The following is a 20289-nucleotide window of genomic DNA, read 5'->3' on the forward strand; positions in this document are numbered from 1 at the left end:
GCAAGACGCTGCTGGTCTCGCTGCAAGGCACGCACCCTGACGCCGAAGAGGGGGTCATCAAGGTCCAGTTCGAGCTCAACGGACAATCGCGCACAACGCTGGTCGAGCAGCGTAGTACCACGCACGCGAGCGTGGTGCGCAGCAGCCGTCCGGTTGCCGAGCCCGGCAATCCGCTGCATATCGCCGCGCCCATGCCGGGCTCGATCGTGACGGTGGCGGTCCAGCCAGGACAGCGCGTGGCGGCGGGAACGACGCTGATGGCGCTGGAGGCGATGAAGATGGAAACCCACATCACCGCGGATCGCGACTGCGAGATTGCCGCGGTGCATGTGAAGCAGGGTGACCGCGTCGCCGCGAAGGATCTGCTGATCGAGTTGAAGCCGGCGGATTGATATTGGCGTGCTTGCACGGAGACAGGCTGTTGCCTCCCGTCCGTCCAGGACGGGAGGGCAAGTTGTGACAAAGCCAGCTACGTCTGTCGGGCAGACTGTCCTCGCGCTTGCAAACTAAGTCTGGCCAAGCCCCGGTAGACGGGGTTGCCGTTCCAGTGCGGTTCGGCGTCTGCGAGCGAAAGCGCGGGCATGTGGCGCAGAATCGCCCGGAACACGATCTCTGCCTCCATCAGCGTCAGCGCGGCGCCGATGCACACATGTGGGCCATGCCCGAACGAAAGGTGGGAGCCTTCGCGTCGCGTGATGTCCAGCTCGTCCGGGTTGCGGAAGCGCGCCGGGTCGCGATTGGCGGCGCCGATCAGGGCAACGACCAGATCGCCGCGCCGCAACTGGCGCCCGTGCAGCATCATGTCTGTAGCAACCCGACGTCCCGTGTACTGGACCGGGCTTTCGTAGCGCAGCAACTCGCGCAGGGCATTGGGCAGCAGTTCCGGGGTCTGCTGCAGGCGCTGCCATTGCTCGGGATGGCTCAGCAGGGCGTGCAGTCCGTTGCCAAGCAGATTGCGCGTCGTTTCATGACCGGCAAACAGCAGCATCGCGCATTGCGCCAGTAGTTCGGCACCGGCCTCGATTTTGCCTTCGGCCTCGGCGTACAGCAGATGCCCGATCAGGTCCCGCTGTTGCGCCTGCGAGAGATCCGTGTCTTCTGCCTTGCGCCGCGCCAGCATCGATTCAAATGCTGCAGCCATCTTGAGCAGGCTGACCTGGGCGCGCCGTTTCAGCGCGGCGTCGGGATCCGGTGCGCCGATGAAGGCGGCCAGGTCTTCGGACCAGGCGAGGAAGTCCGGCTGGTTCTCGACGTCCATGCCTAGCAACCTCGCGATGACCATCGCCGGCAGCGGCCTGGCAATCGACTCCATGAAATCGAACGCCTCGGCGCCTGCGAGCTGCGCAATCAGCCCGGCCGTCATTTGCTCGATGGTGCCGGCAAAAGCGCGCAGGGCAGCCGGACGGAAGCCGGCATTGAGCACCTGTCGCAGCCTCGTATGATCGGGCGCGTCCAGGAACAGCATGGCCCGGCTGAACAAGCGCTGGAAGGGGCAAAGCGCCTGGCGCTCGCCTTCGCTGCCACGCATCACCCATCCTCCCGTGCGCCGCGCCGAATACCGGGGGTCGCGCAGCACCGCTTCCACATCTTCATGCCGGGTCAGTAGCCAGGCCCCCCCGAAGAATTCTTCGCTCCAATGGATGGGCCCGAGCGCGCGCAGCGCGTGGTAGGCAGGGTAGGGGTCACGCAGGAAGGCGTCGTCGACCAGGCGGTCGCAGGGGGTCAACGCTCCGGCCATCGCTTCCTCGGTGTGGTACCGGCTTAGGGACGTGGAAGCGAGCGTGGTGGCCTGGTTGGTGGCAGTCGTGCTGTCGGCAATGCTGGTCATTGTGGAATCCTGCTTTGGCAGCCAGACGCTGTCGGGTTTCGGCCTGGCGCGGTTCGGAAGCGACGGCAATGAGGCGAGAGGTTTTTCATGGCTCTGCCCGCCGGGCCATGATGGCGGACAGGCTGTCCAGCAAGCGTGCCACGTCGGCTGCGGTATGCGACGCCGACAGTGTGATGCGCAGGCGCGCCGTACCGTTGGGCACGGTGGGCGGGCGGATCGCGGTAACGCGGATGCCGTCGTTCTCAAGCGCTTGGGACAGCGACAGCGCGGCCTCGTTGTCGCCGACGATCAGGGGCTGGATGGGTGTACTGCTGTCGGCGAGATGCCAGCCGGCGTGCGGATGCCGGACCTGCAGGGTTTGAAGGCCGTTGCGCAACTGCCCGATCAACTGCGCCAGGTGGTCGCGGCGCTCGCGTCCTTCATGGCCTGCGATCAGCGCCAGGCTGCTCAGGAGCGCATGAACGATGGCCGGCGGCGCAGCCTCGCTGTGGATGTAGGGGCGGGCCACGTTGGCCAGATGCTCCACAATCGTCCGGTGGGCAGCGACAAACGCGCCCGCCACGCCCGCCGCCTTGCCCAGCGTGCCGACATAGATCAGGCGCTCGGAGGTCAGCCCCAGATGCTCCAGGGCACCTCGGCCTCGCTGCCCCAGCACGCCAAAGCCGTGGGCATCGTCCACCACGATCCAGGCGTCGTGGCGCTCGGCCAGTGCCAGCATTTCGGCAAGCGGTGCCATGTCGCCATCCATGCTGAACACGCTGTCGGTCACGATCAGCTTTAGCGGGCTGTTGCAGGCAGCAAGCTGCCTGGCGAGCGCGGTGATATCGCAGTGTGGGTACCTTTTCATCGTGGCGCGAGCCAGCAGCGCGCCATCGATCAGCGAGGCATGGATGAGCTTGTCGCAAAACAGGGTGGCGTCGGCCGTGCCCAGCGCGCTCAGCACGGCCAGGTTGGCCATGTATCCGGTGCAGAAGTAGAGCGCCTGCACCTTGGGAATATTCGGCGCGAACCACCGGGCCAGCTCGCTTTCCAGTTGGTGGTGGGCGAGCGGATGCGCATTGACGCGGGCGGGAGCGCCGCTACCCGCGCCGTAACGCCGGGCCCCCTCCGCGAACGCGGCGATCACCGCCGGGTGGCTTGCCAGCCCGAGGTAGTCGTTGCTGCAAAAACTCAGCAGAAGACGTGCTTCACCGTCTTTGACGCTAACCGTCTGGTGAGGTGCGCAACCGGTGAGCGCGGTGCGGCGGTGGCGCGTCAATGCACCTGCGGCGCGCTCGGCCGCGACCTGGTTCAGTTGGTCAATCAGCAATTGCCGAACTCCTGCAGGTGCGGGTCGCTCCGCGGGTTGCACAGCCAGCGCATCGCAGTGGGCCAGCATGCTGGCAGGTCCGCTAGTGGATGCATTTCCCACATCACCTCCTGTTTCGGTCATCCTCGGCGCGGTCGTCTCACAGGAAGGCCGAGCACTGGCATGAATCGGAGAGGGGATGTTAGTCGGGTCTTCTCATGTTTCGCAAACTGGCGGACAGAGGCGACTTGACGGCGGGATGCTGATAAAAGCAAGACAAAGACGACAAAATCAGCGATCAAGTGGATGATTGTGCTCCGGCAACGCTGTCGTCCCTCGAGTCGGCTGGCGCCTCAGCCCTCCCATCGTCGCAGGAAAACGCAATTAATCGCCAGGCGTCAAACACCCACAACCCGTGGAGCCCGCAAGTGACGGGCCAATAGCGGCAATGAAATGTGGTCGATGCTGACCAAGCTCCGCATCTGCTCCAGCATCAAGTCGGCGGATGATGAGGATCGCGCGAAAGAGCGGGAAGGAATGGTGGCGAGACCCCTCAGGCGCGCGAGTCGTTTGCCGATGAGTGCATGAAGCTGGCAAAGCTCTGGAACGATGAGGCGCTCTCGAGCAGGAGTCCAGGGAACTGAAGGCGGAATTGATCCGCTGGGCGAAGCCCGCCACTGTGTAGTCCCTGCATCGGACTAGCGAGGATGAGGCTGTATTGACGTATCCAGTTCCGCCGTACCGTGCATTGTCCCGGTGGCAATATAGCCTGCAGCCACTCGGGCATCAGGTCGATGCCCCCTGCAAGCGTCCAGGGCTTATCGGCTTTTCGGCAGCAACGGGAAGTTCAGCCGATCAAGCCAACTGTGCAACTCTGCTGCGCGGAAAGATTGGAATTTCCCGCAAAGCGCCAGGAGCAGATCCGATTGTGATGTCCCTAGCATGGCGGCGGCATCCGAGAGCGTCAGCCCGGCGGCCCGAATGCGGTCGGTGATGTCTCTCACAATTCCCGCTTTGAGCGGGATTTCTTCGGCGTCCGCGAATCCAAGCTGGACATAAACATTGCTCGTTCCATACTCGAAGCGGAACATCTGGACTTCCTTTTTATCCTGGGCAATCAAGCCCTTACTGCGCCTGCACGACGCAGGCACAGGGCGCGATTATTAGGGTAAGGCGCGGTCAGCACAATCTCGGGGAAACACCAAGACGGTGCAAGGCTGCCCTGTCATCACGGTGACACACTGAAGACGAWGACGAAGACGAAGACGAAGACGAAGACGAGGCCTTGGCCCGTCGCAACGTGCGAGTTGTGGCCGCGTGGCGCAGCTAGTGCCGGCACGTCGAAAAAAGCGACGCCATTGTTGACTCCGGTGGTTGCCGCGGGCGTAGAGGCGGCGATTGTGCCAGGATTGCTTTTAGCCATCGCGCTCACCATCCCCCAAAGCGGGTCCAACGCGCTTGCAACGCAGTGCCGCCCGCTACTACCGCGTAGGCCCCGTGCTGTGCCGCTGTCGCGCATGCATGATTCGGCAGCACGCGCAAAAGCGTGCCGAGTGGGAGCATTGGCGTGGCGGTCGGATCCGTGCGGTGGCGGACGATACCATGCTCCTGGTTGGCGTCGATCATCACCAGATCTGACAGCGGCTTGCCGTCGATATCGCAAACCAATCCATAGCCATGGTCGACCGGTTGCTTCGCGGTGCCACGGTCGCGCGACATTGCCATCCAGCCTGCATCGGTGATCAGCCAGCCTTTTTCACGCTGGTGCCCGATCACCGTGCACAAGACCGACAGCGCAATGTCATCTGTGTCGCAGACCCCAATGCCCCGCATCACCAGATCAAAGAATACAAACACCCCTGCCCGTACCTCTGTCACGCCCTCGAGCGAGCGGGCGAAATGAGCGGTCGGCGTACTACCGACGCTAACCACCGGCGCGCGATGGCCGGCGGCGCGCAAACGTTCCGCCGCCCTTACGGCGCCGGCGCGCTCCTGCTCGGCCAGGGCTTCAATCGCCTCGACCGAACGGCAGTTGTACGAGTCGCCTGCATGGGCGAGCACGCCCGCGAGCCAGGCGCCAGTCCCCTCGTCATAGCCCAGTGCGGCAGCGATATCGAGCAACGACGGGTCCTCCGGCTTGACGCCTGAGCGGTGACCGTCGGTGTCGATCTCGATGAGCACCGGCACGTTGAGGGCGCGCTCGCGACACCAGGCCGCGAGCGCGCTGGCCGCCTCCACGTTGTCGAGCAGCAGCGTCAGCTTTGCGCCCCGCCGCACCAGGTCTTCGACATGCGCCAGCTTGGACGGCACGATGCCCACCGCGTACAGGATGTCGCTCCAGCCGTGGTCAAGGAAGTAGCCAGCTTCCTTCAGTGTGGACACGGTGATTGGCGTACCAGCTGCACCGATGCAAGACGTGACGTCGACCGACTTGTTGGTCTTGACGTGTGGCCGCAGCGTGACGCCGGAGGGCGCAAGGCGGTTGCGCAGCCGCGCGATATTGCGTTCCATCTTGGCTCGGTCCAGCACAAGCGCCGGCGTTTCAAGTTCTTGCAAAGTCATGGGAATCCTTTGTTGGGGGCAGCACGCAGCGAGCGGCTGCCCGCTTGCTTAATCCAGTTGCACCTTGTTGGCTTCGAGAAGCGGCCGCAGGCGCCGGAAATCGCGCTCCACAAGCCGGGCTAGATTGGCGGGCGTGTTGTCGGCGCGGGCCGGGAACTCGACACCCACTTCGTGCATCTGGCGCACCAGGGCAGTGTCAGCCAACGCGTCGTTGATTGCCTGATTCAGCCTGGCCACCACAGGAGCAGGGGTGCCCTTGGGAGCAAACAGGCCGTTCCAGGAATGGAAATCGATGCGTGTCTTGCCACTGCTTTGCGCCGTGGCGACCTTGGGCAGCGTGGGCAGAGGCTCCCGCGTCAGCACCGCGATGGCGCGGACACGGCCACTCGCCACCTGCGCGAGTGATGTGGTGGTCTGATCGCAGGTGAAGTCTGTCTCGCCACCCATCAAACCTGCCATCGCCGGCGCCACGCCCTTGTACGGAACGTGCATGGCATTCAGCTTCAGGTCGCCCAGGAGCATCAGGCACGCCAGATGCGAGATGGAACCGATCCCAGCGGTGCCATATGACGTGGTGGCCGGATGTCCCTGAAGGTAGTCGGTGAACTGGTTGAAGTCATTGACTGGCAGATCGCGCTTGACCAGCAGGAGCACGGGCGCGGACCCGACCAGCCCCAGCGGCTCGAAATCCTGACGCGCGTCATACAGCGGCTTGCGATACAGGATCATGTTGGCCGCCTGGGTGCCTATGGTGCCGAAACCGATCGTGTAGCCGTCGGCGGGCGCGCGAGCGAGTTTTTGCATGCCGATCGAGCCGCCTGCGCCCGCAACGTTCTCGACCACGATCGATGTGCCCAGGCCGGATGCCATCCTGGCGGCAACGGCGCGGGCCAGCGCGTCGCTGGGGCCGCCGGCAGGGAACGGCATGATGAGCGTAAGTGGCTTGCTTGGCCACTTTTGCGCCGGCGCGGGCGGTGCAGCGGGCGCAGTGGCAGCAAACGCGGTTGGGACAACGACGGCGCTCAGCGAGCCGACGAGCAGGGCGGTGGCAATGGCGGATTTCATTGGGTCTCCTCGCAAGTAGCGCGCCTCTCAACCCTGCGCTTGGGTTCCGCTGCGCGGCGTTGCGACGAGCTCGAGCACGGGCAGGAGGCTCGGGCCCTGCTGCAACGGTGCCGGCGCGCCGTCGGGCAAAAGCAGCCCTGCGTGGTTGTGCCAGTAGGTGTCGAGCCCTACCGCCGATGTTCCGAACAGATCGAAGCCGGATCCGGCGACGAATAGCGTATTGGCAGCCTCCGCCCCCAATTCCTGCAGCGCCTGTCGATAGGGGCGCGGATCCGGCTTGTAGAAGCCGGCGCGCTCGGACGTCACTATCACGTCCATCGGCACATTGAGGCGCTCGACCGCCAGCCGCCCGAGACGCTCGGAGCAGTTGGTCACAACACCGAGTCCATGCGATGCGCGCAGGGCGTCGAGAACAGCGGCGGCACCGTCCCACAGCGTGAGCTCTGTCCACCGTTCTTCGAGCGCGTCAGCCATGGATGGTGGCAGCCCGGTCTCGATCGCGGCCTCGCGCACTAGCGTCTCGTAGGGGCGGTAGGCGCCGCACGCATAGGTGCGCTTCAGGTAGGCGGCACGCCAGGCCCGGCCTGCCGTCTCGCTGCCCGCGACGCTATTCCACAGGGACCAGGAGTCGAGCAACGCGGTTAGCAGATCGAACAGGACGAAATCGTATTGGCGGGCTTGAGGTGTTTGCAGTGGCTGATGTGTTGGCTGTGTCATGGCGGCGGTCTCCGGGTTTCGAGTCGCCAGTGTAGGTATGCCATGCCCTCATGTGGTTAATGCCATAGAATTTCTTAATTCACCTGAAGGTTAATAATGAAGCTAGACATCGAAGATCTGCGGTTCGTTCTGGCGCTGGATCGCTTAGGAAGCCTGGCCGCATTGGCCCGGGAGGAGAACGTCACCCCACCGGCCGTGACCAAGCGCCTGGGCCAACTGGAGGCGCGCCTGGGTATCCGGCTAGCCCAGCGCACCACACGGCGCCTCCAACTCACGCACGAAGGGCATCTGCTGGCGCAGCACGCCACCGGTGTCCTGGAACAGATGCAGGCGATCGAAGAGGCACTGCAGCAGCGCAGCCAGGCCGTGGCAGGCAAGCTCAAAGTCCACGGGCCGTTTGGCTTTGGGCGCCGCTACCTCGGTCCGCTGTTGGCGCAGTTCCATGGCACGCATCCCAATCTCGAGGTGCAGTTGTACCTGTCGGACAACCTGATGCTGCCGCGCCAGCCGGTGCATGGCCGTGATGCCTTCGACGTGCTGGTCAGCATCGGCGAGATCCCGGATTCGCGTTGGATTGCGCATCGCATTGCGCCGAACCGACGCATCCTGTGCGCGGCGCCCGAATACCTGGCCAAAGTACCGCCATTGGAAACGCCTGCAGATCTCGAACGGCACGCCTGCCTGGTTCTCAGGGAGAACGAGGAGGATGTGACGCTGTGGCGCTTTACCTGCGATGACGGCGCAAAGGACGGCGGAAACAGCCAAAGCCAGAACCCTCGCCATGCGCGATCGCGAGAACAGACAGTGCGGGTGCGCCCAACGATGGAGAGCAACGACGGCGATGTTGTCCATCACTGGTGCCTGACCGGCAAAGGCATCATGGCGCGGTCAGAATGGGATGTGGCCGATGAACTGCTCTCCGGCCGTCTTGTAGCGCTGCTGCCAGCGTACCGGCTGCCCGACGCCGACGTGATGGCGCTGGTGCCGCAGTCGCGCCAGTCATCAATGCGTGCGCGGCTCTTCGTCGAGATGCTGCGCAAAGCCCTGGGGCCAAGGCCGCCGTGGCGTATGACCCGCCGGGGATGATGGGCCGAATCCGACGAGCAGCGCAGCCGAACAAAGGCCATCAGGCCCGCGTGGGCATAGCCACGTGGGCTGCGGAAGTCACCCTTCCCGGCGAGCACCAGCTCGGCTGCCACAAGTGTGACGGTGACTGGGCCGGGGGCAAGCAAGGCTCCTGCGAGATTCCGGGCCCCGCTTGGTTCTCCAGGACTCTTATCCGATCCCGGAAAAATCCCGCCGTCAGCCCCGCATTGACCGCCCGCCGCAGCCAGCCGGGCCGAGGCCTCCCGCCGCTTCCAGTTCTTCCAGGTCAGCCTCTCCTAGCCGCCGCGATCACTTTCGTGCGAGCGGTTTGCCGAAAGTGTGGCCGAGGCGCAAGTCAGGAGGGCAGTGCGCCATAAGTTATAGACAGAAGCGTAATTATGTCTAACGTGTGAGATAAAAATCAATATTAAATACGTATTACGTAGTAATATATTGAAAATTCTCGGACGATTTTTGCCAAACCATGACCGCCAGCCCTGAATCCACGCCGTCCGACGCCGCCTTGCAGGCCACGCTCGCCGCCGACGTGGCCGCCCTGCGCACCCAATTCCCCGAGACCCGCGCGCTCTACCGCGAGGTCTGCGGCCTGCTCTTTTTCCGCTACGGCATCACCCCCACCGCCAACAAGCTCTATCAACTGGTGCGCAAGGGCAGCATGGGCACGCCGACCGAGGTGCTGGCGCAGTTCTGGACCGACCTGCGCGACAAGATGCGCGTGACCATCGACCATCCCGGCCTGCCGGACGCGCTCAAGGCGATCGCCGCCAATGCCGTGCAATCGATCTGGCAGGCCGCCAACGAGGCGGCCACCGGCGAGTTGGCCGCCTTGCGGGCCGAGGCCCGGCTCCAGGCCAGTGAAGCCGAGGCCCAGCGCGACCAAGCGCGCGCCGCGGTGGTGGTGGCCGAACAGGAGACCGCCGCCGTCCAGGCCGACTGTGACGCCGCCCAGCAGGCGCGCGCGGCGCTACAGGGCGAACTGGAGGCCGCGCGCCAGGCTCTCGCGGCTGCCCAGGCGCGTCAGGAGGAAGGCACGCGCCAGCTCGCAGCGCTCGAGCGGCAACTGCAGGAGCTGCGCACCCAATTCTCGACGGAGCTGGAGCACACCCGCGAGCAGGTCGCCGTGGCCCAGGAACGGGCCAGCGCCACCGAACGCCGCGCGCTGCGCGAGATCGACCAGGAACGCACGCTGCGCCAGAAGGGCGAGCAGGTGCTCGCGGACCTGCGCACCGAACTGGCGGCCGTACAGGCGAGGGCGCAGGACGCCGCCGTGGCCGGTGCCGAGGCGCGGGCGCGCTTGCAGGCCGAGCGCGACACGCTCGGCGAGCAACTGGCGCAGGCCCGGCAGGCGCTCGGACAAGGGCAGGCGGCACAGGACGGGCTGCGGGCCGAACTGGAAGCGGCGCTGCGGCGGGCCGAGCGTGCCCAGGCGGAGGCCGCTGCGGCGCGCCATCTGGCGCCGGCCCGGCGTCGGACGCCGGTGGCGCGCACCAAGTTCAAGCCGGGGCCGGCCTGAAGAGAAGAGGGGGCGAGGATTTGTCCACTGCGCCACGGGATAAGCCTGTGGACAAGCCGCGCGAGGACCAGCTATTCGGCGGGCCCCTCGGATCTGATTAATTTTTAAGCGATGGGTGGGCACGTGATGCCCAGTCCCCAATGCGGTGGGTGGCTTGACACCAACGAGCCGCCCGAACAATGCTGAGGCCCAACGGTCTCTAAGACGACCACGCAGGATCCTGCTCCGCAGCTTCCTCCAATCTGTGCACCGAAAATAATGTCGATCGAAATCGAGCGCGCCGAAGCGATTACCTGGATCCGCATCCAGATGGCCCAGCACGGCCTGACCCTGACCCAGTTGCAGGCCGCTGGCTGTTTTCCCGAGCCGCCACCGGCGACGTTGCCTGGCGCGGTGCGCTATCGCAACGCGCACGGGCAGGGCTGGGATGGCCGCGGCGCCATGCCGGACTGGCTGCAGCGGGCGGTCAACGCCGGGCAGAGCGTGGAGCATTTCCGCGTTTAGTGGTTGGCGAGTAGAGGCTACCACTTCGATTTCCTTCACCCGCGCCATCGGGAGCCGCTCGCTCATGGCTCATCAGCTTCACCATGCAAGCCAGTTAGCGTGGTCTCCGGACCTATGTATTATCTCTTCCGCCTATGCTCAAGCTTGCCGCAACCCTTCGTATCGAACTGCTCCACGTCAAGCCTCTGGTCTGGCGTCGCTTTGTTGTCCCGGCCGATATGCAACTCCCCAAGCTCCACAAGGTAATCCATTCTGTGATGGGCTGGGAGGACACTCACCTGCATGAATTCGACATCGACAGCGAGCGGTTCGGTGTGCAGGATAAGGACGTCTCGGATGAAGGCCTGCGGTCGGAGAAGGGCGTCCGGCTGAACAATGCACTCGGCGCGGTCACTGAATTCGAGTACCGCTATGATTTTGGCGATGACTGGCGGCACCGTGTCATTGTCGAATCAGTTGGCTACCCTGACCTGGCGCTGGCTCTGCCGGCTTGCCTGGCTGGCGAGAACGCTTGCCCTCCGGAAGACGTTGGCGGGCCACACGGTTATGCGCAATTCCTTGCAGCGCTCCGGGACAAGAACCACGAACAGCACAATGACTTCCGGTCGTGGGTTGGCGGCGTATTCGATCCAGTTGGCTTTGATGTGAATGCGGTCAATGCGAGGCTGCGGGCAATTCGGTGACGCCTGCTCACTGACGGGCAAGGGCATAGCTACCCAAGTCTCGAAAGCTTGATCGAGGGTGGGTGGGTGATCGACTGAGGATCATTTGGCCAGCGAGCCCGTCGACCGACAGGCCGAACAGGTCATGCAATGCCCGGGCCTGTCGCGGACCTGCGCACCGAACTGGCGGCCGTGCAGGCGAGGGCGCAAGACCCCGGGCTCTCAGTCCAGGCTGATTCCGTTTGCCTTGGCAATGCCTTGCCAGAGGGACAGGTCGGTACGGACGGTATTGGCAAACTGCTCCGGGCTTTTCAATGGCGGATCGACCAGGTTCAGCTGGACGAACCGGTCACGCAGTTCCGGGGCGGACAGCGTGTTCAGGATCTCCCGATGCACGGCCGCTACTATGCTGGCCGGCGTACCGCGCGGGGCGAACACGCCGTACCAGGCATCCGTATCGAAGCGATAACCTTGTTCGGTCATGGTCGGCAGGTCCGGTAGCGCCGGGCCCCTGTGCGACCCGGTGATGGCGAGGCCGCGCAGCTTTCCGGTCTTGATCAGCGGCACGGAACTGGTCGCGTCGACGAAGGCCACCTTCACCCGCCCGCCCTGCATGTCCTGGTAGATCTGGCCGATCGTCTTGTAGGGCACATGCCGGATGTCGAGTCCCTCCTGCCGCTTCAGGTACTCCATCACAAGCTGTCCGGTGGAGCCCGGACCCCAGGTGGCATAGTCGTACTTGCCGGGATTCGCCTTGACGAGGGCAACGAACTCCTTCAGGTTGTGCGCTGGAAAATCCGGAGAGGCGACCAGATGGATGCCCCCTGAGAAGATCTGCGCCACGGCCACAAAGTCGCGCGTCACATCGAAGGGCAGCTTGTGCAACAGGGCCTGGCTGATGACGGTCGAAGAGGAGCTGGCGAATAGCAAGGTGTAGCCGTCAGGCGGCGCCTTGGCCACCGCGTCGACGCCGATGACGCCGTTAGCGCCCGGCCGGTTGTCGACCACGACGGGCTGGCCCAGCGTGCGCGACAAGCGCTCGGCAAAGATGCGCGCAATGGTGTCGGGCCCGCTGCCACCGGCGCTGGGCAGGATCAGGCGAACCGGCCGTGCCGGCCACGGCTGCGCGATCGCCGGCGCGGCGCCAAGAAGGTCCAGGGCCATGCCAAGCGCGCATGCCAGGGCCAGGAAACGGCCGAGTTTCAATGTATTGCAGCAATACCGCATCATGTTTGTCTCCATCATGATGTTGTGATGGTGGGCCGAGCCAATGCACATTGCACGGCACAGGCCCGGCTGTGCACCAACCTTCAGCCCGCGGCGCGTACGGCACCGATCGACAGGCCACCATCGACAATGAGCATCTGCCCGTTGACATAGGAGGACTCGGCACTGATCAGGTAGAGCGCGGCATGTGCAACCTCCCAGCCTGTGCCCTGCCGGCCGAACGGCAGCGGGCGGCTTGCGCGCGAGGGCCTGGCGCGCGAGGCGTCGCGGCCCATCGGGGTGTCGATCAGTCCCGGTGCCAGCACATTGGCGCGCAAGCCGCTGGGCTGCCCGGCGAACGCCACGGCACGGCCGAGCGCCATCAATGCGGCTTTCGAGGTTTCGTAGGCAGGCAGCCCGCTCAGTGGCGAGATTGCTGCAGTGGAGGCGACGAACACGATGGCGCTGCCGGCGGGCATGACCGCGGCCGCCTCCTGGGCGCAGAACATCGGGGCACGCAGGTTGATGTCCTGCACACGGCCCCAGTCCTCAGGCGTCTCCGCGCCGAAGCGATTCTGGTTGCCGATGCCGACGTTGACCACCAAGCCATCGAGCCCGCCCAGCGCGGCGTTGGCTTGCGCCACCATGCGCGCGATCTGCGCGGGGTCCGCCACATCCGCCTGGACCGGCACGGCGACGCCGCCCTCGAGCCGGATGTGGTCGACCGTGTCCTGCGCGGCGGTAATGTCGATATCGGCGCATGCCACGGCCGCGCCTTCACGCGCGAACAGCAGCGACATGGCGCGGCCGTTGCCCACGGATGGCACCGGATCGACGGTGCGGCGCTGGCCCGCGCCGACCACCAGGATGCGGCGCCCGGCGAGCCGACCTTCGCGGCGCGGCAGGCCAAGCGCGGGCGCAAAGAGTTGTTGGTCCGGACGACTTTCCAGGAATTCAGTCATGACGCAGCTCCAGCTTTTCCAGCGGTGGGTTTTCGATATCGACTTCGAGGTTTTCCAGCAGGCGCGACACCAGCATGTAAAAGCCGATGGTCGCCAGCAGCTCGACCATCATCTGCGCGTCCAGCGCCGCGGCAACCTGCGCGTAGAGCGCCGCCGGCGCTTTGACGTCACGCACCACGGCATCGGTAAATGCGATGACAAGGCGCTCGGTTTCGCTGAAGTCGCCGTTGGCGTCGGGCGTCAGCACGGCATCGATCTTTTCCTCGGGCAGGCCGGCGGCGCGCCCCACGCGGCGATGCTGATGCACCTCGTAGCTGGCGCCGCTGAGCGCGCCCACCCGCAGGATGGCCAGCTCGCGTAGCGTCGCCGGCAGCACGGTCTCGGTGAGAATGGCCCGGCCGAGGCCGAGGAAGCCGAGCGCGATCTCTGGCGCATGCGGCAGCACCCGGTACAGGTTCAGGGCGGGACGTCCGCGCAGTTGCTCGCCAAGGCGGCCGGGCACGTTGTCCACATCGAAATAAGGCAATCTTGCCATGTTGCGTTGTCTCCGTTTCCTGCCTTGCGGCAGGTGATGTCGTGGTGGGAACAGGGGTAGAAGGGTTGGCCGCTTACGGCAATATGTTGCGAGCGTCCTGGCGCAAGACCAGGTTCCATACCTGCTGGCTGATCGGTTGCTCGCATTCCTCGATCAAGTGGGCGACGAGTCCCGCGCAGCGTCCGATCAGCGCCAGGCCTCGACCGAACAACGGGTCCAGCCCCATTTCGGCGAGGATCGCGCCGATCGCGCCAGCGGCGTTGAGCGGCAGGGCGCGGCGCGCGCCGTCATCGCAGGCCTCACCGAGTGCAAGCGCAAGACGGCAATACTTGCCGTGGAAGTGGTTTGCCCTGGCTGCCTCCATCAGGGCCGGCACGCGCGGGTCGCCCTGCGCGTGGATCGGATGGCCCACGCCAGGTATCGGCTTGCCGGCTGACCGGCGAGCGGCGACGATGTGCCGTGCCTGCGCCGCGATGGTGTCGCCGTCAGCATCAGCCGCCAGCGTTGCACCTTCCTGCAACAGCATCTCCGCCATGTTCTGAACGGTGCCGAGGAAGCGCTCCCCGGCGCCCAGCAATCCTGCGGCGACCGCGCCTTGCAAGGATTCCGGCGCGCCGAGCCAGGTCATGCGGGCGCTGATCGCGCTTGGCGTCAGCCCGTGATCGACCGCGGTCACCAGCAGCGTGTCAATCATCCGTGCTTCCGCCGCGCTGGGCAGGCGGCCGAGCGCGACCAGGCAGAGCGTTTGCACGAAATCCAGCCTGCCAATCACCTCGGTGGCCAGGTCGAGTCCGCGCAGCGTGATGCGATCGGGTGTGGTGTAGCCGATCTCGGTGCGTACGCCATTCATGCGCTCAGCCCCACGGTGATGCCGCCGCAGACGTGCAGCACTTGCCCGGTGACGAAGGACGCGCGTTCGTCGAGAAAGAACTCGACAGCGTGGACGATGTCTTCCGGCTTGCCTAGCCGCCTGACCGGCACGCCGTTCACAATGCGCTGCGTCAACGCATCCCGGGCCGGGTTGACTTCGCCGAACGCCGCCGTGGCGATGGGCCCCGGAGCAACGGCGTTGACGGTGATGCCGTGCGCCGCGAGTTCCAGCGCCCAGGTTCGCGTCATGGCGTTCAGGGCGCCCTTGCTGGCCGAGTACGCCGTGCGCAGTTCCTTGCCCAGCGCGGCACGGCTGGAGATATTGATGATGCGGCCGTGGCGCGCCGCACGCATGGCCGGCACCAGTGCCTGAGTGCATTGCAGCGCCGCCCGGACATTGACATCGATCTGCTTGTCGAAGTCGTCAAGACTGGTTTCCTCCAGGCTCGCCGCCCGCAGGGTCGCCACGTTGTTGACGAGGCCGGCGAAGGCAAAGCTGGCCGTGGCTTCGCCAAGCGCGGCGGCGAGTTGCGCCGGCTCGGCCATGTCGACTTCGACGAAATGCGTCACGCCGGCCTCGGGAGGTGCCACCCGATCGAAGTTCACTACCGTGTGGCCGCGCTCGCGCAGCGTCTTGCACAGGGCCCAGCCAATGCCGCCGGAGCCGCCGGTTACCAGGATATCTGTCGGTGTCATGATGAAAGAGGCTCCTTGCCTTGAGGGTTGTCGTTGGCGTAATTGCATGCACTGGCGGCGAGCAGGGTCTTCACTTCGAGCTTCGAGACCTTGCCGTTGGCCGTGAGCGGAAGGGTTTCCACAAAATGGATGCGCTTGGGTGCCTGCACCGAACCCAGGCGTTCCTTGACGAACGCCTGCAATTCGGCGGCGTTGGCGGTGACGCCGGCATGCAGTTGCACGGCCGCATGCACGGCCTCTCCCCAGCGCGGGTCGTCCATGCCGAGCACAGTGCAGCGGCACACCGCGGGATGGGCGCCGAGCGCGTTCTCCACGTCGCTTGGGTACACGTTGAAGCCGCCCGTGATAATGACGTCGCGCAACCGGTCTTTCAGGTACAGGTAGCCTTGCGCGTCCAGGTAGCCGCCGTCGCCCGTATGCAGCCAGCCATCGGCAAGTGCCTCGGCGGTCTTGCCGGGCTGGCGCCAGTAGCCGGACATGACGAGGTCGCCGCGCACCACGATCTCTCCGGTCTCGCCAGCCGGCAGCAACCTGCCATCGCGCCCCATGATGGCGAGCTCGGTCAGGCAGGTGGCACGTCCCACAGAGCCGTGGCGGGCGGGGTCGCGCATTTCGCTGGCAGGCAGGAAAGCCATGATGCCGGGGGCTTCGGTCTGCCCGAACGAGGTCTCCAGGGTGCCGAAGACTTCGATGGCCTGGGCAATTCGGTCGGCGCGCATCGGCGCCGCCGCATAGATCAGGTGCCGCAGCGCGGACCAGTCCCGGGCGCCTACGCCCGGTTCGTCCAGCAAATCGTAGATCAGCGTGGGTGGCATGAACACCGCGGTGATGCGCTCGCGCTCCAGCTGATCGAGCAGTGCGCACGGCCTCGTCGTATCCGCCAGCACTACCGTGCCGCCGCGCGCGAACACCGGCAGCAGGAAGGTAGATGTGCCGTGGGTAATGGAAGCCACGGCGAGATAGCGCTCGTCCTCGCGCAACTGCATTGCGGTGAGGATGGACACCACTGTCGTGTTCCAGGTCCGCAGCGACTGCATGACGCCCTTGGGCGCGCCGGTGGTACCTCCGGTGAACTTGATGGCCTGCGTTTCGCCAAGTTCGCGCTGCACGCGTAGCGGGACGCGGCCGCGCCAGGCAGCTAGTAGTCCGGCCAAGCTGTCCGGGCCGGATGCCTGCGGCCCGCAGGCGATCACGCGGGTGCCCTGCGTGATCGTGCCGGATTGGCTCGGGCCGTTGTCTTCCACCACCAGGATGGACGGCTCGGTGAAGTCGACGATACGGGCCCGTTCGTGGACCGAGGCGCGCGGATTCAGCGGCACCCAGCACTTGCCGGCGGCCAGCGTAGCCAGCAGCGCGAGCACATGCTGCACGCTATTGCCGGCGCAGATGCCGACGCGCGATCCGGGCGTGGAGTCCAGCGCCTGGAAGGCCGCTGCGAGCGCGAGCACCTTCTGCGTCAGCTCGCCATAGGTCAGCGATTCGCCGGACGCCTGCAAGGCGATGCGCGCCGGCGTGGCGCTGGCGGTTCTCAGCAGGTAGTCGATTGGCTGCATGTTTTCATCCGTTGCGTCTCGTTCATTTCACTCATTCCGCCCGTGCTCCCGATACCTTGACGATCCTTGCCCATTTGCTCATCTCCTCATCGACAAATCTGCTAAATTCCGCTGCGCTCATCGGCTGGCTGCCTGCGTTCCTGCCGGTGCCGAGGTCCGCGCCGCTGTCGGCGCCCATCTGCGCGTAGCGCTGGCGCAGCGCCGGGCTTGTCACGGCCTGGCCGACCGCGGCATTGAGCCGGTTCACAATCTCCGGCGCCGTGTGTGCAGGCGCGAAGATGCCGCTCCAGTTGCTAACGAGGTAGTCCGGTACGCCGGCTTCGGCAACGGTCGGCACATCCGGCAGTGCGGGCGAACGGCGCGCCGAGGTCACGGCGAGAGGGCGCACCAGGCCCTTGGCGATCAGCGGCAGCGAGGTGGGCAGGTTGTCGAACATCAACTGGACCCGCCCGCCCATCAGGTCGGTCTGCGCGGGCGAGCCACCGCGGTAGGGCACGTGCGTGAGCTGTGTGCCGGTCATATGCTCGAAGAGTTCACCGGACATATGAATGCTGCTTCCATTGCCGGACGAGCCCATCATCAACTGGCCAGGTTTGCTCCTGGCCAGCGCAATCAGTTCTTTCACATTGCGCACCGGCAAGGCAGAGTTGACGATCAGCACATTCGCGCCGGAAGAAACCAGGGCCACAGGCTGGAAGTCCTTCTTCGGGTCGTAGGGCAGGTTGGCATACAGCGTCGGGTTGATGCCATGGGTGCCGATCGTGCCCAGCAGCAAGGTATAGCCGTCCGGCGCCGCGTTGGCGACGGCGGCCGCGCCGATGTTGCCGCCAGCGCCGGCGCGGTTCTCCACCAGCACCGGCTGCCCGAGGCTTTGGGTCAGTTGCTGGCTGAGCAGCCGTCCGAAAATGTCCGCGGCGCCGCCGGGCGGGAACGGCACCACCAATCGGATTGGCCGTGAGGGATAGGCCTCGGCCCGTACCGGCCCCGCAATGTGCAGGGCGAGCGCGGCCGCGACCGCACAGATCAGTCTGTGAAGCATGGGATGTCTCCGTTGTCGTAGTTGTTGCCGGCGGCAAGCTCCGGGTGGAGCCGCGCCAGGCTTGGTGCCAGCCGCCTAGCGGGATTCAGGACGGCGCAGATGCAACGCCTGCACTTAAGCCACCGTCGACGGGAAGTTCGGCTGCGTTGATATAGGAGGCTTGCGCCGATAGCAGAAAGCGCACTGCATGCGCGACCTCCCAGGGCGTGCCTTGCCGCCCGAACGGCAAGGCGGCGGTGCGTCCAGGCCGCGCCGCGGAGGCCGCGCGGCCCATCGGCGTATCGATCAGGCCGAGCATGACCACATTGGCGCGTATGTGGTTAGGCTGCCCGGCCAGCGCGGTCGCACGACACAGGGCACCGAGCGCTGCCTTCGAGGCTTCGTATGCCGGATTCATTCCCGCGGGCAGCCTGGCCGCAACTGAAGACACGAATACGACGGCGCCGTGCATGGACATAAGCGGCAAGGCTTGCTGCACGGTCAGCATGTGCGCGCGCAGATTGACCGCCATCACCTCGTCCCAGCTGTCGGCCGTCAGTTCCGCCAGGCGCTCGCGGCGGCTAATGCCCACGTTTAGTACGAGTCCGTCGAGGCCGCCCAGCGCCGCGCGTGCAGCCTGGACCATCCCTTTGATGCCGCCGGCGCTGGCGACATCGACCGGGATGGCCACCGCGCCGCCGTCCCGCACACTGCGTACGGTGAGTTCCGCTGCCTCCGTGCTCTTGTCGGCGCAGGCGATGCTGGCGCCAGCGTGGGACAGGGTCATGCAGATGGCGCGTCCGTTGTTGACAGGATTCCCCGTATCGGCGGAAGGGAGCTGTCCGCCTCCGACAACGAGGATGCGTTGGCCGCCCAGCGATCCACACATGGCCTCGCCTGCAAGGCCGGCGCCGGCGGGCGCGGAAATGGGGCGCGAAGGACGGTCTGGCTGCATTGGATAGTTTGGTGCTGTCTCAGTTAATGTGGGGAAATGTGAAAACGATTTCCGTTTGTGATAAGTTATCAGGCAACAAATTTGGCGTCCAACTGTGGAACGTTTTCATTAGGGAAGACCATGACGCAACGGATTTCCGTCAGAGATGTGGCTGAGGCGGCGGGGGTTTCCATCGGCAGCGTGTCGCGGGTTCTGAACGGCACCGGCTATGCCAGCCAGGCGCTGAGAGCCCGGGTGCACGCGGCCGTGGAGGCACTGAACTATGAGCCCAGCTTTGCAGCCCGCCATCTGCGCACCGGGCGCAGCAAGACGGTTGGCTATCTCGTTTCGAACATCGGAAACCCGCTGCTGGCGGCGCATTTCCGCGAAGTCGAGAGGCATATGCAGGCTGCCGGGTACTCCATGCTGGTCGGCAATACGCTGGACCAGCCACAGCGCGACCGCGACCTGGTTGCGCTGTTCGAGAGCCGCCGGCTGGAGGGCATCATCGCCGCGCCGAGCTTGGAGAGCGCGGACCCCGCCAACAGCCTCTTCAGCAACTGCAGCCTGCCGGTGGTGATTCTGGATCGGGAAACGCCGCTACCAATGGATACCGTCTATCTGGATCACCGTAGCGGCATGAAGCAGGCGATGGCACATCTTGTTTCATTAGGTCACCGCCGTATCGCGTTTTTCGGGCCCGGCGAGCACATTCGTCCAGGGCGCGAAAAGCTGCTCGGCTACCGGGATGGCCTTGCGGAGGCGGGTCTGGAGTTCGACCCCGAATTAGTTTGCATGTCACGCTCGGCGATCGATTCGTCACGCACCCAAATGGCGACCATGCTCGCTCTTTCCGTGCCCCCGACCGCAATCATCGGACTAGGAACGCGCCTGCTCTCTGGCGCCGTTTATGTTGCGCGCAAGGCGGGGTTGGATATTCCCGGAGACCTTTCGGTGATCGGCATCGGTACGCCCGAGACGCTTGAGTTGATGTATCCCCCGCTAACCACTTTGCGCTTTGACATCGAGCGCGCCGCGGAGGCGGCCGCACATCTGATGCTTGACCGGTTGACCGGGGAGGGTGTGAAACAACCACGTAGCGTGAATGTGCCGCTTGAGTTGGTTCTGGGTGAGTCGTCAGCTTCGGCGGCACACGGGCGGCCCGGCGGGATCGCACATGCGCCTGAGTCGAGATAAGCGAAGTCTTCCGAGGGAGATGTCGGGAGACTATCCCGAAAAGGTTCAAGGCCTGTTCTAAGCCGGCGCCCG

General features: G+C 65.2%; 20 protein-coding genes. 6 read left to right on the forward strand and 14 right to left on the reverse strand.

Annotated elements, in window-relative coordinates; translation table 11 throughout:
• The coding region (locus tag AB4Z48_RS32725; RefSeq protein ID WP_441621730.1) for a biotin/lipoyl-containing protein at window positions 1-392 on the forward strand (392 nt) is incomplete at its 5' end.
• Window positions 393-469: 77 nt separating this feature from the next.
• On the opposite strand, the gene AB4Z48_RS32730 is transcribed toward AB4Z48_RS32725, so the two are convergent.
• The 6 genes from AB4Z48_RS32730 to AB4Z48_RS32755 all read right to left on the reverse strand — a co-directional run bounded on the left by AB4Z48_RS32730 (window position 470) and on the right by AB4Z48_RS32755 (window position 7460).
• On the reverse strand, window positions 470-1828 hold the full coding sequence (locus tag AB4Z48_RS32730; RefSeq protein ID WP_441621732.1) for a cytochrome P450: 1359 nt from the start codon (window positions 1826-1828) through the stop codon (window positions 470-472).
• Between the two features lie 85 nt (window positions 1829-1913).
• Entirely contained in the window at window positions 1914-3137 is a 1224-nt protein-coding gene (locus tag AB4Z48_RS32735; RefSeq protein ID WP_441621830.1) for an 8-amino-7-oxononanoate synthase, read from the reverse strand.
• 797 nt (window positions 3138-3934) lie between these two features.
• Entirely contained in the window at window positions 3935-4207 is a 273-nt protein-coding gene (locus AB4Z48_RS32740) for an XRE family transcriptional regulator (protein WP_441621734.1), read from the reverse strand.
• A gap of 337 nt (window positions 4208-4544) precedes the next feature.
• Window positions 4545-5678, reverse strand: a complete 1134-nt coding sequence (locus AB4Z48_RS32745) for an alanine racemase (RefSeq protein WP_441621736.1) — start codon at window positions 5676-5678, stop codon at window positions 4545-4547.
• A gap of 48 nt (window positions 5679-5726) precedes the next feature.
• The gene (locus AB4Z48_RS32750; protein WP_441621738.1) at window positions 5727-6743 is read right to left on the reverse strand and encodes a tripartite tricarboxylate transporter substrate-binding protein; all 1017 of its coding nucleotides are present in this window, start codon (window positions 6741-6743) and stop codon (window positions 5727-5729) included.
• 27 nt (window positions 6744-6770) lie between these two features.
• Window positions 6771-7460 carry an HAD family hydrolase gene (locus tag AB4Z48_RS32755; protein ID WP_441621740.1) on the reverse strand — a complete coding sequence of 230 codons (690 nt, stop codon included), beginning with the start codon at window positions 7458-7460 and terminating at the stop codon, window positions 6771-6773.
• A gap of 96 nt (window positions 7461-7556) precedes the next feature.
• On the opposite strand from AB4Z48_RS32755, the gene AB4Z48_RS32760 reads away from it, so the two are divergent.
• The 4 genes from AB4Z48_RS32760 (at window position 7557) to AB4Z48_RS32775 (ending at window position 11267) form a co-directional block, all read left to right on the forward strand.
• Entirely contained in the window at window positions 7557-8546 is a 990-nt protein-coding gene (locus tag AB4Z48_RS32760) for a LysR family transcriptional regulator (RefSeq protein WP_441621742.1), read from the forward strand.
• 484 nt (window positions 8547-9030) lie between these two features.
• Window positions 9031-10080 (forward strand): DNA-binding protein, encoded by a 1050-nt coding sequence (locus AB4Z48_RS32765; protein ID WP_441621744.1) that lies wholly within the window; start codon window positions 9031-9033, stop codon window positions 10078-10080.
• Window positions 10081-10338: 258 nt separating this feature from the next.
• On the forward strand, window positions 10339-10584 hold the full coding sequence (locus AB4Z48_RS32770) for an H-NS histone family protein (RefSeq protein ID WP_441621745.1): 246 nt from the start codon (window positions 10339-10341) through the stop codon (window positions 10582-10584).
• Window positions 10585-10718: 134 nt separating this feature from the next.
• Window positions 10719-11267 (forward strand): plasmid pRiA4b ORF-3 family protein, encoded by a 549-nt coding sequence (locus AB4Z48_RS32775; RefSeq protein WP_441621747.1) that lies wholly within the window; start codon window positions 10719-10721, stop codon window positions 11265-11267.
• 201 nt (window positions 11268-11468) lie between these two features.
• Here AB4Z48_RS32775 and AB4Z48_RS32780 read toward each other — a convergent pair whose 3' ends face one another.
• The 8 genes from AB4Z48_RS32780 to AB4Z48_RS32815 form a co-directional block, all read right to left on the reverse strand.
• Complete coding sequence (locus AB4Z48_RS32780; RefSeq protein ID WP_441621749.1) at window positions 11469-12491, reverse strand: Bug family tripartite tricarboxylate transporter substrate binding protein; 1023 nt, start codon at window positions 12489-12491, stop codon at window positions 11469-11471.
• A gap of 65 nt (window positions 12492-12556) precedes the next feature.
• Window positions 12557-13414: an SDR family NAD(P)-dependent oxidoreductase gene (locus AB4Z48_RS32785; protein WP_441621751.1), complete on the reverse strand. Its 858-nt coding sequence runs from the start codon at window positions 13412-13414 to the stop codon at window positions 12557-12559.
• Window positions 13407-13949 (reverse strand): carboxymuconolactone decarboxylase family protein, encoded by a 543-nt coding sequence (locus tag AB4Z48_RS32790; RefSeq protein ID WP_441621753.1) that lies wholly within the window; start codon window positions 13947-13949, stop codon window positions 13407-13409. The genes AB4Z48_RS32785 and AB4Z48_RS32790 overlap by 8 nt, the downstream gene beginning before the upstream one ends.
• A 73-nt stretch (window positions 13950-14022) precedes the next feature.
• Entirely contained in the window at window positions 14023-14799 is a 777-nt protein-coding gene (locus tag AB4Z48_RS32795; RefSeq protein ID WP_441621755.1) for a citryl-CoA lyase, read from the reverse strand.
• A complete protein-coding gene (locus tag AB4Z48_RS32800; protein WP_441621756.1) occupies window positions 14796-15515 on the reverse strand; it encodes an SDR family oxidoreductase in 720 nt (239 codons plus the stop codon). The genes AB4Z48_RS32795 and AB4Z48_RS32800 overlap by 4 nt, the downstream gene beginning before the upstream one ends.
• Window positions 15512-17068: a class I adenylate-forming enzyme family protein gene (locus AB4Z48_RS32805; RefSeq protein WP_441621758.1), complete on the reverse strand. Its 1557-nt coding sequence runs from the start codon at window positions 17066-17068 to the stop codon at window positions 15512-15514. The genes AB4Z48_RS32800 and AB4Z48_RS32805 overlap by 4 nt, the downstream gene beginning before the upstream one ends.
• Before the next feature lie 31 nt (window positions 17069-17099).
• Window positions 17100-18107: a Bug family tripartite tricarboxylate transporter substrate binding protein gene (locus AB4Z48_RS32810; protein ID WP_441621760.1), complete on the reverse strand. Its 1008-nt coding sequence runs from the start codon at window positions 18105-18107 to the stop codon at window positions 17100-17102.
• Window positions 18108-18192: 85 nt separating this feature from the next.
• Window positions 18193-18873 carry an SDR family NAD(P)-dependent oxidoreductase gene (locus tag AB4Z48_RS32815; RefSeq protein ID WP_441621762.1) on the reverse strand — a complete coding sequence of 227 codons (681 nt, stop codon included), beginning with the start codon at window positions 18871-18873 and terminating at the stop codon, window positions 18193-18195.
• 288 nt (window positions 18874-19161) lie between these two features.
• Here AB4Z48_RS32815 and AB4Z48_RS32820 point away from each other — a divergent pair, with 288 nt between their 5' ends.
• On the forward strand, window positions 19162-20217 hold the full coding sequence (locus AB4Z48_RS32820; protein ID WP_441621764.1) for a LacI family DNA-binding transcriptional regulator: 1056 nt from the start codon (window positions 19162-19164) through the stop codon (window positions 20215-20217).
• The last annotated feature ends 72 nt before the right edge of the window (window positions 20218-20289 follow it).

This window comes from Cupriavidus sp. 2TAF22 (assembly GCF_052115045.1).
Classification (GTDB): Bacteria; Pseudomonadota; Gammaproteobacteria; order Burkholderiales; family Burkholderiaceae; genus Cupriavidus.